Consider the following 14,041-nt stretch of genomic DNA (forward strand, 5'->3'; position numbering starts at 1 on the left):
AGGGCCGGGTGTTCGGTTCACCTGCGGCGGGGAACACGCAGGTGTGGGTACCGCGAGAGAACCGCTGTCGGCGTGGCTGCGCGTGCGGCGCGGCCAGCTGATCCGTCACCTCGCCGTCGGCGCGAGCGTCGACGAGGCGATCGGCGCCGAGTTCACCGCCGTCGCCGGGCGGCCGCCGGTCGGGGAGACCTATCGCGGCCGGGCCGACGTCACGGTCCTGTGGTTCCGTGGTGACGTCGGCGCCGACCTGGGCGCGCTCCTGGAACGCGTGGCGGCGGTGACGCGGGAACTGATCTGGCTCTTCACCCCCGCCGCGCCGGTCGCGGGCTTCGTCGGGGAGCCGCATCTGCTCGCCGCCGCCCGACGCGCCGAGCTCTTCGCCGAACTCGACGTCCTGCGCCGCGGCCCGTGGATCGGTGCCCGGCTGCACCTCGGGTGAGCCGCCGATCGCGCGGAGCTAGGGCGCCGAGACGACGGCGCCGATGAGCCGGTACGCGGCCGCGTCGCACCGCGTGACGTCGCCGGTGACCAAGCGGTCCAACAGGATTCCCTTCAGTCCCGACGCGAGCACCGTGGCGTCGACCCGCGCCGGGCCGGGCGGTCTGCCCGCGGCCACGAGCAGGTCGGTCGCGTAGTCGACCCAGGCCAGCACCGCCTCGCCCGCGGTCGGCCGCTCGGGCGCGTCGGGGGTCAGCCCGGCCGCCAGCAGGTGGAACATGACCGTGAAGTGACCCTGCTGCTCCGGTGCGGTCATGCCCGACCACGCCGCGGCGGCGGTCTCGGCCGGCGCGCGATCGGGGACCGCGGCGAGCTGGTCGCGCATGCGGCGGCGGTGTTCGGCGAAGGCCGCGGCCAGGAGCTGTTCGCGCGTGCCGAAGTAGTGCACCAGCATCCGGGCGCTCGTGCCGATCCGGCCCGCCAGGCCGCGCAGGGTGAAGTCGACCAGGCCGTGGCGGGCGAAGTCGGCGAGGGTGGCGTCCAGGATCTCGTCGCGTCGATCGGTCACCCCTTGACCGTAACACTTGTTACATCTAGGGTCGTCGCCATGGCTGTAACAAATGCTTCATCGCTGGCGCCGCCGACCGAGTACACCGCGTTCATGCTGCTCACCGCCCTACCGGAATGGCTGTCGCTGACCAGGGCCGAACGGCGTCGCGTCGCCGACGCGGCGTTGGGCGCCGCGCTCGACGGGCGGACCCGGACCACGATGCGTTTCTTCGACGCGGAGGCCTTCAGCGCCCGGTGCAGCGACGTCGCGGTGTTCACCACCACCGATCTGGCCGAGTACTACCTGGTGATCGAGGCGCTGCGGGACTCCGCGCTGTTCACCGTCCCCTACTTCCGGCTCGACGACCTGATCCTGTCGGTGGAAGACGGGCACCGGGCCGCCGGATGAGCGCGCCGAGCACGCCTGGCGCCGCGCTGGTCACCGGCGGCGGTAGCGGTGTCGGCCTCGCGCTGGCGCGCCGGCTGACCGCCGCGGGCCGCCGGGTGCTGATCTGTGGCCGCGACGAGGACCGGCTCCGCGCCGCCGCCGACCGGCTGCCGGGCGTGCGCGTCCTGCGCGCGGACCTCGCCGACCCCGGTGACGTGGATCGTCTCGCCGAATGGGCCCTCGCGACACCGGGTCTGGACCTGCTGGTCAACAACGCCGCGGTGCAGTTGGATCGCCGGTGGGCGGCCGCGGACGGCGACCGCCTCGTCGAGGACCTCGCCCGGGAGCTGGCGACGAATCTGGGCGGGCCGCTGCGGCTGACCGCCCGGCTGCTGCCCGCGCTGGCCGCGGCGCCGCACGCGACGGTCGTCAACGTGACCTCGGCGCTGGCGGTCGTGCCCAAGCGCTCCGCGCCGGTCTATTGCGCGAGCAAGGCGGGCCTCGTCGCCGCGAGCACGGCGCTGCGGTACCAGCTGGCCGTGGACGCGCCGACGGTCCGCGTCGTCGACGTCATGCTGCCGCTGGTCGACACGGCCATGACCGCCGGTCGCGGGCGCGGCAAGATCGCTCCCGACGCCGCCGCGGCCGCGATCCTGGACGGACTGCGCGACGATCGCGCCCACGCCATCCGGGTGGGGAAGGCTCGCGCGCTGCTGGCCCTCCACAGGCTCTCGCCCGCCCTGGCCGCGCGCCTGGTCGCCGACTGATCCGCGGCGTGCCGGGCCGCCGGGACAGCGACTCCCGGTGCGCCCTGCCGGCGGCGGGGGGGATTCCCGGAAGGCCCCCGGCCGCAGCGGTTTTCGCGGCGGCCGGGACTGGCGGTGGATCGCTGCTACCGCGCCGGGGTCGTGGCGCGATGGGGCAGGCGACCCACCGCGGCGTTCAGGTCCGCGTAGGCCCGGTCGTACTGGGCGCTGAGCGCCGCCACGAGTTCGGCCGTGGACTGCTCGGCGGTGACCGCGCCGATGCCCTGGCCCGCGCCCCAGACGTCCTTCCATGCCTTGGCCTCGGTGTTGCCGCCGGAACCGAAGTTCATCGCCGACGGGTCGGAGACCGGCAGGTTGTCGGGGTCGAGGCCCGCGGCGATGATGCTGCCGCGCAGGTAGTTTCCGTGCACGCCGGTGAACAGGTTGCTGTAGACGATGTCGGCGGCGCCGGAGTCGACGATCATGCGGCGGTAGTCGGGGACGACGTTGGCCTCGGTGGTCGAGAGGAAGGCCGAGCCGATGTAGGCGAGGTCGGCGCCGGCGGCCTGGGCGGCCAGGATCGACCGGCCGTGCGCGATGGATCCCGAGAGCAGCAGTGGGCCGTCGAACCAGGTCCGGATCTCCTGGACGAGCGCGAACGGTGACTGGGTTCCCGCGTGGCCGCCCGCCCCGGCGGCCACGGCGATGAGCCCGTCCGCGCCCTTCTCGATGGCCTTGCGCGCGAAGCGGTTGTCGATGACGTCGTGGAACACGATGCCGCCGTAGGAGTGCACGGCGTCGTTGATCTCCTCGCGGGCGCCCAGCGAGCTGATGACGATCGGCACGCGGTGGTCGACGATGACGCCCATATCGTGCTCGAGCCGGTCGTTGGACCGGTGCACGATCTGGTTGACGGCGAACGGGGCCACGGTCGCCGCCGGATGGGCGGCCGCGTACTCGGCGTTCTCGGCCGCTATGCGGTCGAGCCAGTCGCCGAGCAGCGACGACGGCCGGGCGTTCAACGCCGGGAAGGAGCCGACGATGCCTGCCTGGCACTGCGCGATGACCAGTTCGGGGCCGGACGCGATGAACATCGGCGACGCGACCACCGGCAGGGACAGGCGGCTGGACAGCCATTCGGGCAGGGCCATGGAAACCTCCGGAGGTGGGACGGGCCGGCCGCCGCCGAGCGGCGCCGGTTCCCTCACGGTATTGCCCGCCCACACCGCTATGCAACCAGTTGCATAGCGGTGTGGTGGCGATCACCGGGGGGATCGCACGGGGTTCGGCGGTTGACGGGGACGGGTCGCACGGTAATGTAAACAGTGTCCACATTGGTCGACGGAAGGAAATCACGATGTTCGCGGTGACGCTCGACGGCTACGGCGGCCCGGAGGTCATGCGGTGGGCCGAGGTCGACGACCTGCCCGCGCCCGGCCCCGGGGAGGTGGCGATCGAGGTGGTCGCCGCCGGGGTCAACCGGGCCGACGTGATGCAGCGCTGGGGCGCCTATCCGCCGCCGCCGGGTGCCAGCGACGTGCTGGGGCTGGAGGTGTCCGGGATCGTGGCCGCGGTCGGGCCGGGGGCGGGGGAGTGGCGGGTCGGCGAGCCGGTGTGCGCGCTGCTGTCCGGCGGCGGCTACGCCGAGCGGGTGAACGTGCCCGCCACCCAGGTCCTACCGGTGCCCGAAGGTGTCGGCCTCGTCGAGGCCGCGGCCCTGCCCGAGGCCGCGGCGACGGTGTGGTCGAACGTGGTCATGACCGCCGGGCTGCGCGACGGGCAGACGTTGCTGGTCCACGGCGGCGGCAGCGGCATCGGCACCCACGCCATCCAGGTCGGCCGCGCGCTCGGCGCCACCGTCGCGGTCACCGCCGGGTCGGGCGCGAAACTGGACCGGTGCGCCGAACTCGGCGCCGACACGCTGATCAACTACCGCGACGAGGACTTCGTCTCGGTGGTCACCGAGCGGCACGGCGGCGCCGACGTCATCCTCGACATCATGGGCGCGGGCTACCTCGCGCGCAACGTCGACACCCTCGCCGAGGACGGCGACCTGGCGATCATCGGACTCCAGGACGGCGCGGTCGCCGAGGTGGATCTCGGTGTGCTGCTGGGCAAGCGGGGCTCGATCCACGTCACCAACCTGCGCCGCCGCCCGCGCGAGGGCCGCGGTTCCAAGGCCGAGATCATCGCCGCACTGCGCCGCGAGCTGTGGCCGTTGATCGCGGCGGGCGCCGTGGCACCGGTCGTCTCCGCGCGTGTGCCGATCGCCGAGGTCGCCCTCGCCCATCCGCTGCTCGACTCCGGCGAGACCGTCGGCAAGGTGCTGCTCACGGTCCGGGAGCCCTGAGCGGCCGGTCCACGGGCCGATCGATCAGGCCGAGCACCGAGCGCACCGTCGCGCCGACGCGGGCCCGCAGCGCGGTCCGGTCGTCGGCGTCGAACTTGCCGTGCAGGTAGAGGAAGGCCAGGCCGTGCACCATCGACCAGAGGGCGGTCGCCAGGGCCTCCTCGTCGGCGGCCGGGAACGCCTCGCGCACGATCGCGCGCACGTAGTCGTGGAGGGCGGTGGTCGCGGCGAGGCGTTCGGGGCTGCTGGGATCGCAGGGTTCGGCGAACATCGCCCGGAAGAGTCCCGGGCGGTTCAGCGCGAATTCGACGTAGGCCACCGCGATCGCGGTGAAATCCTCGGGGGTGCGGGGCGCCGGGCAGGCGGCGGCCAGGTCGGCCGCGAGATCGCGGTAGCCGACGGCCGCCACCGCGGACAGCAGCGCGTCGCGGTCGGCGAAGTGCCGGTAGGGCGCGGCGGTGGAAACACCGGCGCGGCGGGCGGCGGCACGGAGCGACAGCTCGGCGGCGCCGTTCTCCTCGAGGAGGTCGACAGCCGCGCGGACCAGTGCGGCGGGGAGATCGCCGTGATGGTACCGGGTGTTCGAGGTCGCCATGGTGTCAATCTAACAAAGTGTGGGCACTGCTCACATATCGGATTCATGTCAGCCACCGCACGCCCTTCAGCCCTGTCGTCCGTCCGTGGCCGACGGGCGCGCTCGGCCGTGCGGTCAGGTCGCGCCGCGAGCGCGGCGAGCCGGCGGCCCGCCGCGCCCGGGGCATCGGGTGTTGCGCGGCTCAGTGCAGCGCGTCGCGCAACGTGGCCTGCGCCAGCGCGATCGCGGCCGTGGCGGCGTGCGTCGGGCGCAGGGCGTTGAGCATCATGAAGTCGTGGATGATGCCGCCGAAGCGCACCTGCGTGACCGGTACGCCCGCCGCGCGCAGTTTGGCCGCGTACGCCTCTCCCTCGTCGCGCAGCACGTCGGCCTCGCCGGTGATCACGAGCGCCGGCGGCAGGTCCCGTAGCTGATCGAGGGAGGCACGCAACGGCGAGGCGTAGATCTCCGCGCGCTGCGCCTCGTTCTCGGTGTACTGGTCCCAGAACCATTTCATGCCCTCGCGGGCGAGGAAATAGTGCTCGGCGAACTGGTGATAGGACGCGGTGTCGAAATCGGCGTTCGTGACCGGATACAGCAACACCTGCCGGGCCACGCGGACATCGCCGCGCTCCTTGGCCATCAGTGCGAACACCGCGGACATGTTCCCGCCCACCGAATCGCCGACGACGGCGAAACGCGAGGCGTCGAGTCCTTTGTCGGCGCCGTGGGCGACGACCCATTGGGCGACCGCGTAATTCTGCTCGATCGCGGTCGGGTACTTGGCCTCCGGAGAGAGGCTGTACTCCGGGAACACCGCGGCGGCGCCCGCGCCGACCGCGAGTTCCCGGACGAGGCGGTCATGGGTGTGGGCGTTGCCGAAGACCCAACCCGCGCCGTGGATGTAGAACAGGACCGGTAGCGGCCCGCTCGTGCCCGCGGGTTTGACGATGCGGACCCGCACGGGTCCGGTCGGTCCGGTGTCCACGGTGATCCACTCCTCGTCGATCGCGGGCAGGTCGACGGGCCCGGACTGCACCTCGTCGACCGTCTTGCGGCCCTCCTCGGGTGGCAGCTGGTAGAGGAAGGGAGGGGTGTCGGTGGCCTTGCAGAACTCGGCGGCCTCGGGTTCGAGTACCGGTTCGATGTCGGTCATCTCGCGCTCCTTCGGGTAGGGCAGAGCTGAGGGCGGTGGCCTGGTGGATGCGCATCGGATCGATGCCGTCGGCTACGCTAGTCCGATGATGTAAGCGGTGGCAACACTTGGACGGCAGTGCTACGACGAAATCCCCGGAGGATGAGCACATGACCAGACGCATTCTGAATGTCGTGACCAATGTCGGGCATTACGACGACCCGTCGCACGCGACAGGCCTGTGGTTGTCGGAATTGACACACGCCTGGCAGGTGTTCGAGGACCACGGATTCGAGCAGACCCTGGTCAGCCCGGCCGGTGGGGTCGTCCCGCTGGAGCCCCGGTCGCTGAAATTCCCCAGCTACGACAAGACCGCGAAGGCCTGGCGCGCCGACCCGGCCCGGATGGCACTGCTCGAGAAGACCGCCGACCCCGACTCGATCGACGCCGCCGACTACGACGCGATCTACTTCACCGGCGGGCACGCGGTCATGTACGACTTCCCCGACAGCGCGGGGCTGCAGCGGATCACCCGCGAGATCTTCGAGCGCGGTGGCATCGTGTCCTCGGTCTGCCACGGCTACTGCGGCCTGCTCAACACCCGGCTCTCGGACGGCTCCTACCTCGTGGCCGGACGCAGGCTCACCGGCTTCGCCTGGCAGGAGGAGGTGCTGGCCCGCGTCGACAAGCTGGTGCCCTACAACGCCGAGGCCGAGATGAAGTCGCGCGGCGCGCTCTACGAGAAGGCCAAGCTGCCGTTCGTCTCCTACGCCGTCGTTGACGGCAACCTCGTCACCGGCCAGAACCCCGGCTCGGCCAAGGAGACGGCGAAGAAGGTCGCCGCCGCGCTGGGCTGACCCGCCCGCCTCGGCTCAGTCGACGACCTGCGGATCGAAGCGGGGGTAGATGACGAGCGGGTCGACGATGACCACGGTCGCGACGCGGATGAGGCGGGCCGGGACGGTGTCGCCGAAGTGGGCGAACGACGGTCCGAACACCGCGTCGATCCCGAGCTCGGCGGCGAGGGCGGTCAGCCGCGCCACCGGATCGACGGTGGTCGCGTCGAAGGCGACGGTCTCGCGCAGGTCGTATCCCTGGCCGGCCGCCGCGTTGCGCAACGCGGATTCGTCCCGGACCTGGCCGACCCCGGCGATGTCGGTGCGCAGGAAACCGAGCGCGGTCCTGCGCTCCGGGGGAGCGGAACGGCGGTGCGGCCCGGCGAGGGCGCGCGTCCACAGGCGCCTGCTGCGGGGAGCGCGGGTGGCTCGCGCGGTGGTGCCGGGCGGTGTCGCGGTGTTCATCAGGTTCTGCCGCCGATCACGTGCGTGTGCCGTGCGACAGCGCCGCGGCACGAGGGTGTGTTCAGGCGATCGCCGCTCACCGCGCCGGTGTTACAGCGGTCCGGCGCGGCGGGGTGGGCGCTCGCGTCAGGTCGCGGTGGCCGCGATCGCCCGCACGGCGTTGCGCTCGACCAGCAGCGGGACGAACTCGCGCACCGGGGCGCTGTCGAAGTGCTCCCACGCGTCGTGCACGATCGCGTCGATGACGGTGGCATCGATGCCGGGATAGCGCTGTCCGAGCCGGGTGATGACCTCGGCGATGTGTTTGTCCTCGTCGGTCGGCATAGGTCATGGTTGCCATCGGTTTGCCGAGCCGTCAATGCCGATCGGGCAACGGCAGCCGGGTCGTTATCCGGCGCCGGCCGCCGGAGCCGGGGGCGTGCGCCCGAGTCCCGGGTCTGCCCGCGCGCGATCGACCCGGCGGCCGGTCCGGCCGTAGGTTCGGTGGGGTGACGGGTGGCGAGACGGTGGTCGGCGGGGCGTGGCGGGAGCTGCTCGGGCCCCGGCACCTGGCGGTGTCCACGGTGCTCGCGGGCGGCGTCGGGCTCTACGCGACCAACGAGTTCCTGACCATCAGCCTGCTGCCCAGCGTCGTGGACGAGATCGGCGGCACGCGCCTCTATGCGTGGGTGACCACGGTGTACCTGGTCGCCTCCATCGTGGTCGCCGCCACCGTGCACGCGACGCTGGCGCGGCTCGGTTCCCGCTGGTCGTATCTGGTGGGGCTCACCGTGTTCGGCGCGGGCAGCGTGCTGTGCGCGGCGGCGTCGAGCATGGAGGTCCTGCTCGCGGGCCGCCTCGTGCAGGGCGCCGCGGGCGGGTTGATCGCCGGCCTGGGGTACGCGGTGATGAACGCCGCCCTGCCGCGGTCGCTCTGGACCAAGGGCTCGGCGCTGGTCTCGGCGATGTGGGGTGTCGGAACGCTGCTGGGTCCGACGGTGGGCGGCGCGTTCGCGCAATCCGGCGCGTGGCGCTCGGCCTTCGTGGCGCTGGCCCTCCTCACCGGCGTCGTGGCGGTTCTCGTGCCCCGCGCGCTTCCCCCACGGGCGGACGAACCGCCCCGCGACCCCGACCGCGTCCCGGTGCGGTCGCTGCTCCTGCTCACCGCGGCGGCGCTGACGGTCAGCGTCGCGGTCGTGCCGCGCGACGGCCGCTGGACGGCGCTGCTCGTGGCCGCGGGCGCCGCGCTCGCCGCCGCGTTCTTCGCCGTGGACCGCCGGACCGCCACCTCGGTGCTGCCCGGCGCGGTCTACCGCGCGGGTCCGTCGAAATGGATCTACCTGACCCTCGGCATCCTCATGGCCGCGACGATGGTCGACCTGTACGTGCCGTACTTCGGCAGGCGGCTCGCGCACCTGACGCCCCTGGCGGCGGCCTTCCTCGGCGTGGCGATCGCGGTCGGATGGACCACGAGCGAGATCGTCAGCGCCTCGGCGACGCGGCCCCGCGTGATCGCGCGCATCGTCGCGGTGTCGCCCCTGGTCATGGCGGCCGGCCTGCTGGCGGCGACCCTCGGCCAGGTCGAGGACGCCTCGGCCGGGCTGGTCGCGCTGTGGGTGGTGTCGCTGCTCTGCACGGGCGTCGGCATCGGCATGGCGTGGCCGCACCTGTCGGCGTGGGCGATGAGCAGCGTCACCGACCCCGCCGACGGCGGCCGCGCCGCCGCGGCGATCAACACCGTCCAGCTCGTCTGCGGCGTGTTCGGGGCGGGGCTGGCCGGCGTGGTGGTCAACGCGACCGACACCGGGGGCGCCGCCCCGGCACGGTGGGTATTCGCCGCGTTCGCCCTGCTCGCCGCCGTCGGGGTGTTCGCCGCGCGGCGATCCGTGCCGCCCGGGCGGCCGGGCGACGCGGCCCCGGGGCGGCGGCCCGCGCCCGCGCCGGATCACATGGGATAGATCCCGTGCTTGCGCGGATTGAATTCCGGTGCCGCGGGCGGCTTGTCGCGAAGCAGGCGCAGCGCGTGCCGGATCTCGAGGCGGGTGCGCGAGGGTTCGATGACCGCGTCGATGTAGCCGCGCTCGGCCGCGACCCACGGCGTCGCGACGGTCTCGTTGTACTGGGCGATCATGAAATCGCGTGCCGCGGCGCGATGTTCCTCCGGCACGGCCGCCAGCTGCCGCTTGCCGATGAGATCCACCGCGCTCTCGGCGCCGATCACCGCGATCCGCGCGGTCGGCCAGGCGAAGCTGATGTCGGCGCCGACCTGCCGCGCCGCCATCATCCCGTAGGCGCCGCCGTAGGACTTGCGCACCACGAGGTTGATGATCGGCACCGTCGCCTCGATGATCGCCCGCGGCACGCGGCCGCCGCGGATGATGACGCCGCTGGCCTCCTGGTCGAGGCCCGGCAGCACGCCCGGGGTGTCGACGACGAAGACCAGGGGGATGTTGAACGCGTCGCAGAGGCGGATGAAATAGGTCGACTTGTCCGAGCAGGCCGCGTCGATCGAACCCCCGAGCACCAGCGGCTGATTGGCGATCACCCCGACCGGGCGGCCGTCCACGCGGGCGAAGCCGGTGATCAGGTTGGGCGCGAACGCCGCACGGACCTCGTGGAACTCGCCGTCGTCGAAAATGCGCAGCAGGATCTCGTGCATGTCGTAGCCGGAGCGGTCCGAGTCCGGGATGATCGCGTCCAGTTCCCGGTCGCTGTCGGTCACCTCCGGTTCGAGACCGGGGTTGACCACGGGTGGCTGCTCCAGGCAGCTGGTCGGCATGTAGCTCAGATACCGGCGGGCCCAGTCGTAGGCGTCCTGCTCGGTGTCGGCGACGTGGTGCAGCGTGCCGCGCTCGGCCTGGACCGCCGCGCCGCCGAGATCCTCGGCGCTGATGTCCTCGCCGTTGACCGCCTTGATCACCTCCGGACCCGTGACGAACATGTAGGAGTCCTTGGTGCCGATGAGCACGTCGGTGTTGATCGGTCCGTACACCGAACCGGCCGCGCACTTGCCGAGGATGATCGACACCTGCGGCACGTAGCCCGACAGCCGCTCGAGTACCCGGGAGATGTCGCCGAAGGAGGCGATCGAGCCGACCGCGTCCTGGATGCGGGCGCCGCCGGAGTCGTTGATGGTGACCACCGGGCACGCGGTGTCGAACGCCAGCTTCAGCGCCCGCATGAACTTGCGCGCCGCGGTCACCCCGACCGAGCCGCCGTAGACGGTCTGGTCGTGGGCGATCACCACGACCGGGCGGCCCGCGATCAGCCCGCGCCCGGTCACCAGGCCGTCGCCGTAGAGCGCGCCGGGGGTGTCGGGTTGCCGTGCCAGCGCGCCGGTCTCGATGAACGACCCGGGATCGAGGAGCATGGCCAACCGCTGCCGGACGCTGGGAATGCCCTTCTTCTCCCGCTTGGCGATCCCCGCCGCACCCGCCGGTTCGGCGGCGATCGCCAGAATGTCGACCAGCTTGCCGAGCTTCTCCTCGGTACTCACCACGTTCGCTACTGCCTTCCGACCACCGTTGTCCTGCGCGCGACGTTAAGCGGAATCGACAGCCGGTACCCGAGCCCGCCGGAATTCAGGGACAGTTCACAAGTCCGGCGGCCGCGCGGCGTTTGGAGGACGGGAACCCGGGCATAGCGCGGAGGTGACCCGTGTGGATCGAATCGCCGAGCCGTGGGGTACGCGGACCCCCTACGGACCCGGGCAGCCCTGGCCGGTCCGGGTGGACACCTGCCTCGCGCCCGGCGTCGCTCACGGCGACGTGGACGCGTGGGTGCAGTCGGCTTCGGTGCTGCACTCCAACGGCGACGCGCTCGACATCGCGGTGCGCGACAACCGCGTGGTCGGCGTGCGCGGGCGCGCGGTGGACCGGGTGAACCGCGGCAGGCTCGGCCCCAAGGACCTGTTCGGCTGGCAGGCGGGCAACGCGGCCGACCGGCTCACCCAGCCGCTGATCCGGCGCGACGGCGAGCTGGTGCCCACCGATTGGGACACCGCCATGGACGCCGTCGCGGGGCGCACGAGGGCACTGCTCGACGAGTACGGCCCCGGGTCGATCGGCTTCTACACCACCGGCCAGCTGTTCCTGGAGGAGTACTACACGCTCGCGGTCATCGGCCGCGGCGGCATCGGCACCAACCACATCGACGGCAACACCCGCCTGTGCACGGCGACCGCCGCCGAGGCCCTCAAGGAGAGCTTCGGCTGCGACGGGCAACCCGGCTCCTACAGCGACATCGACCACGCCGACGTCCTCGCCCTCTACGGCCACAACGTCGCCGAGACGCAGACCGTCCTGTGGACGCGCATCCTCGACCGGCTCGCCGGGCCACGCCCGCCCGCGCTGGTGTGCGTCGATCCCCGGGCGACGCCGGTGGCGCGCGCGGCCACCGTGCATCTGGCGCCGCGGCCCGGCACGAACCTGATGCTGATGAACGGCCTGCTGCACGAGCTGCTGGTCAACGACTGGATCGATCACGACTACCTCGCCGCGCACACCGTCGGCTTCGACGATCTGCGCGAGCAGGTGCTGGCCTGTCCGGCCGAGCGCGCGGCCGAGGTGTGCGACGTGCCACTCGCGGACCTGCGGGCCGCGGCCCGCCTGATCGGGCGGGCCGAGCGCCTGGTCTCGACCGTGCTGCAGGGTGTCTACCAGTCCCATCAGGCGACCGCGGCCGCGGTGCAGGTCAACAACGTGCACCTGCTGCGCGGCATGCTCGGGCGTCCCGGCTGCGGGGTGCTGCAGATGAACGGGCAGCCCACCGCCCAGAACACCCGCGAGTGCGGTGCGAACGGCGACCTGCCCGGGTTCCGCAACTGGGCCGACGACGCGCAGGTCCGCGACCTGGCCCGCGTGTGGAACGTCGACCCCGCGACGATCCCGCACTACAGCGCGCCGACCCACCTCATGCAGATGATGCGCTACGCGGAGCAGGGTTCGATCCGGTTCCTCTACGTCAGCGGCACCAATCCGGCGGTGTCGCTGCCGGATCTGGGCCGGGTGCGGGAGATCCTGCGCCGGGACGGGCTGTTCCTCGTGGTGCAGGACATCTTCGCCTCCGAGACCGCCCGGTTCGCCGATGTCGTGCTGCCCGCGGCCACGTGGGGCGAGAAGACCGGCACCTTCACCAACGCCGATCGCACGGTGCACCTGTCGGACAAGGCGGTCGACCCGCCCGGCCAGGCGCGCCCGGACCTCGACATCTTCCTCGACTACGCCCGGCGGCTCGGCCTCACCGACAAGGACGGCGCGCCCCTGGTGACGTGGGGCACCGCCGAGGAGGCCTTCGAGGCGTGGAAGGAGTGCAGCCGGGGCAGGCCGTGCGACTACACCGGCCTGACCTACGCGAAACTGCGGTGCGGCAGCGGGATCCAGTGGCCCTGCGACGCCGAGCACCCCGACGGCACCGAACGTCTCTACGCGGGCGGGCGGTTCTACAGCGCGCCCGATGTCTGCGAGAGCTACGGCCGCGACCTGGTGACCGGCACGCCGCTCGAGGCCACCGAGTACCGGGCGTTGAATCCCTCGGGACGGGCGATCCTCAAGGGCGCGGGCTACATCCCGCCGCACGAGACGATCTCGGACCGCTTCCCCTTCCACCTCGTCACCGGCCGCACGCTCTACCACTTCCATACCCGGACCAAGACCGCACGCGCGCCGCAGCTGCACCGCGCCGCCCCGGAGGTGTGGGTCGAGATGTCGGCCGCCGACGCCGCCGAGCACGGCTGGTCCGAAGGCGACCTGCTGCGGGTCACCACCGCGCGCGGCGCCGTCGACGCGCGGTTGCGGGTCTGCGGGATCCGCCGCGGCGTGCTGTTCCTGCCATTCCACTACGGCTACTGGGACACCCCGGGCGGCTGCGGGCCCGCAGGCGGAACCGGGCGCGCCGCCAACGAACTCACCCTCACCGACTGGGACCCCGCCTCCAAACAGCCGCTGTTCAAGACGGGCGCGGCACGCGTGGAGCGCCTCGCCGCCGGGAACGGCGTGCCCGCGCCCGCCCCGACCACGACCGCGTCCCGACCGGCCGGGACGGGCGTCCCGCCCACCGCGGGCGGCGCGGCGGGCACCGTGGACGAGTCGACGGAAGGACCGCCGTGAGTACCGTCGCCCTGGTGATCCGCGACCTGCACGGCGCGGAGAACGACCTGGCCACCCTGCTGCTCGACGTCGCCGACCGGCACCGCGCCGATCACGAGATCCATCACCTCGCCCGCGATCTGGCGGGCTGGTCCCACGATCACGTCCAGGCACTGGCCGGCGCGGGCCGCGCGTACGGCCTGGATCTCGCCCCGGTGCGGCGTCCCGGGCGCGCCGTCGCCGACGAGCTCGACGGCGGCCCGCACCGCTCGCCGGGCCTGCTCCTGCTGCACGACCTGCGCGAGATCCACTGCGCCGCCGCCGGTGTCTCGATCGACTGGGAGATCCTGGCGCAGGCCGCCCAGGCGCTGCGCGATGACGAGCTGCTCGGCGTGGTCACGCGCTGCCATCCCCGCACACTGCGCCAGATGCGGTGGGCCGACGCGCAGGTGAAGGCGAACGCCGCCCAGATCGTGGTGGCGACCTAGACCCGGC

15 protein-coding genes are annotated in these 14,041 nt (G+C 72.5%); 8 read left to right on the forward strand and 7 right to left on the reverse strand.

The window, feature by feature from the left end; all coding sequences use genetic code 11:
- Positions 1-43: 43 nt before the first annotated feature.
- Positions 44-439 (forward strand): DUF3052 family protein, encoded by a 396-nt coding sequence (locus ON36_RS35180; RefSeq protein ID WP_043660770.1) that lies wholly within the window; start codon positions 44-46, stop codon positions 437-439.
- Positions 440-457: 18 nt separating this feature from the next.
- On the opposite strand, the gene ON36_RS35585 is transcribed toward ON36_RS35180, so the two are convergent.
- On the reverse strand, positions 458-1,006 hold the full coding sequence (locus ON36_RS35585) for a TetR family transcriptional regulator (protein WP_043660773.1): 549 nt from the start codon (positions 1,004-1,006) through the stop codon (positions 458-460).
- 39 nt (positions 1,007-1,045) lie between these two features.
- On the opposite strand from ON36_RS35585, the gene ON36_RS29910 reads away from it, so the two are divergent.
- On the forward strand, positions 1,046-1,396 hold the full coding sequence (locus ON36_RS29910; protein WP_052314519.1) for a darcynin family protein: 351 nt from the start codon (positions 1,046-1,048) through the stop codon (positions 1,394-1,396).
- Positions 1,393-2,142 carry an SDR family NAD(P)-dependent oxidoreductase gene (locus tag ON36_RS29915; protein WP_043660778.1) on the forward strand — a complete coding sequence of 250 codons (750 nt, stop codon included), beginning with the start codon at positions 1,393-1,395 and terminating at the stop codon, positions 2,140-2,142. Before ON36_RS29910 ends, ON36_RS29915 begins: the two co-directional genes overlap by 4 nt.
- Positions 2,143-2,267: 125 nt before the next feature.
- Here the strand turns inward: ON36_RS29915 and ON36_RS29920 are convergent, their stop codons facing one another.
- Positions 2,268-3,272, reverse strand: a complete 1,005-nt coding sequence (locus tag ON36_RS29920; protein WP_043660780.1) for an NAD(P)H-dependent flavin oxidoreductase — start codon at positions 3,270-3,272, stop codon at positions 2,268-2,270.
- Positions 3,273-3,478: 206 nt separating this feature from the next.
- On the opposite strand from ON36_RS29920, the gene ON36_RS29925 reads away from it, so the two are divergent.
- Positions 3,479-4,471 carry an NAD(P)H-quinone oxidoreductase gene (locus tag ON36_RS29925; RefSeq protein WP_043660782.1) on the forward strand — a complete coding sequence of 331 codons (993 nt, stop codon included), beginning with the start codon at positions 3,479-3,481 and terminating at the stop codon, positions 4,469-4,471.
- Here the strand turns inward: ON36_RS29925 and ON36_RS29930 are convergent.
- Both ON36_RS29930 and ON36_RS29935 read right to left on the reverse strand, forming a co-directional pair.
- Positions 4,452-5,066 carry a TetR/AcrR family transcriptional regulator gene (locus tag ON36_RS29930; RefSeq protein WP_043660783.1) on the reverse strand — a complete coding sequence of 205 codons (615 nt, stop codon included), beginning with the start codon at positions 5,064-5,066 and terminating at the stop codon, positions 4,452-4,454. The genes ON36_RS29925 and ON36_RS29930 overlap by 20 nt on opposite strands.
- 181 nt (positions 5,067-5,247) lie before the next feature.
- Positions 5,248-6,201, reverse strand: coding sequence for an alpha/beta hydrolase (locus ON36_RS29935; RefSeq protein ID WP_043660786.1), 954 nt, complete (start codon positions 6,199-6,201; stop codon positions 5,248-5,250).
- A gap of 149 nt (positions 6,202-6,350) precedes the next feature.
- Here ON36_RS29935 and ON36_RS29940 point away from each other — a divergent pair, with 149 nt between their 5' ends.
- A complete protein-coding gene (locus tag ON36_RS29940; protein ID WP_043660789.1) occupies positions 6,351-7,037 on the forward strand; it encodes a type 1 glutamine amidotransferase domain-containing protein in 687 nt (228 codons plus the stop codon).
- Positions 7,038-7,052: 15 nt separating this feature from the next.
- Here ON36_RS29940 and ON36_RS33135 read toward each other — a convergent pair whose 3' ends face one another.
- Entirely contained in the window at positions 7,053-7,481 is a 429-nt protein-coding gene (locus tag ON36_RS33135; RefSeq protein WP_052314520.1) for a hypothetical protein, read from the reverse strand.
- A gap of 126 nt (positions 7,482-7,607) precedes the next feature.
- On the reverse strand, positions 7,608-7,805 hold the full coding sequence (locus ON36_RS29950; protein WP_043660790.1) for a three-helix bundle dimerization domain-containing protein: 198 nt from the start codon (positions 7,803-7,805) through the stop codon (positions 7,608-7,610).
- Positions 7,806-7,969: 164 nt separating this feature from the next.
- On the opposite strand from ON36_RS29950, the gene ON36_RS29955 reads away from it, so the two are divergent.
- Positions 7,970-9,418 (forward strand): MFS transporter, encoded by a 1,449-nt coding sequence (locus ON36_RS29955; protein ID WP_043660792.1) that lies wholly within the window; start codon positions 7,970-7,972, stop codon positions 9,416-9,418.
- On the opposite strand, the gene ON36_RS29960 is transcribed toward ON36_RS29955, so the two are convergent.
- Entirely contained in the window at positions 9,406-10,959 is a 1,554-nt protein-coding gene (locus ON36_RS29960; protein ID WP_043660793.1) for an acyl-CoA carboxylase subunit beta, read from the reverse strand. The two genes, ON36_RS29955 and ON36_RS29960, sit on opposite strands and share 13 nt — an antisense overlap.
- 151 nt (positions 10,960-11,110) lie before the next feature.
- Between ON36_RS29960 and ON36_RS29965 the strand changes: the two genes are divergently transcribed.
- Entirely contained in the window at positions 11,111-13,567 is a 2,457-nt protein-coding gene (locus ON36_RS29965) for a molybdopterin oxidoreductase family protein (RefSeq protein ID WP_043660794.1), read from the forward strand.
- Positions 13,564-14,034 (forward strand): hypothetical protein, encoded by a 471-nt coding sequence (locus ON36_RS29970; RefSeq protein WP_043660796.1) that lies wholly within the window; start codon positions 13,564-13,566, stop codon positions 14,032-14,034. Before ON36_RS29965 ends, ON36_RS29970 begins: the two co-directional genes overlap by 4 nt.
- Positions 14,035-14,041: the final 7 nt, after the last annotated feature.

It is taken from the genome of Nocardia thailandica NBRC 100428 (assembly GCF_000308795.1).
Taxonomy (GTDB): domain Bacteria; phylum Actinomycetota; class Actinomycetes; order Mycobacteriales; family Mycobacteriaceae; genus Nocardia; species Nocardia thailandica.

Coding starts and splice junctions, on each gene's coding strand:
- ON36_RS29910 (WP_052314519.1), top strand. CDS start 1,046: ATGGCTGTAACAAATGCTTCATCGCTGGCGCCGCCGACCGAGTACACC.
- ON36_RS29915 (WP_043660778.1), top strand. CDS start 1,393: ATGAGCGCGCCGAGCACGCCTGGCGCCGCGCTGGTCACCGGCGGCGGT.
- ON36_RS29920 (WP_043660780.1), bottom strand. CDS start 3,272: ATGGCCCTGCCCGAATGGCTGTCCAGCCGCCTGTCCCTGCCGGTGGTC.
- ON36_RS29925 (WP_043660782.1), top strand. CDS start 3,479: ATGTTCGCGGTGACGCTCGACGGCTACGGCGGCCCGGAGGTCATGCGG.
- ON36_RS29930 (WP_043660783.1), bottom strand. CDS start 5,066: ATGGCGACCTCGAACACCCGGTACCATCACGGCGATCTCCCCGCCGCA.
- ON36_RS29935 (WP_043660786.1), bottom strand. CDS start 6,201: ATGACCGACATCGAACCGGTACTCGAACCCGAGGCCGCCGAGTTCTGC.
- ON36_RS29940 (WP_043660789.1), top strand. CDS start 6,351: ATGACCAGACGCATTCTGAATGTCGTGACCAATGTCGGGCATTACGAC.
- ON36_RS33135 (WP_052314520.1), bottom strand. CDS start 7,481: ATGAACACCGCGACACCGCCCGGCACCACCGCGCGAGCCACCCGCGCT.
- ON36_RS29950 (WP_043660790.1), bottom strand. CDS start 7,805: ATGCCGACCGACGAGGACAAACACATCGCCGAGGTCATCACCCGGCTC.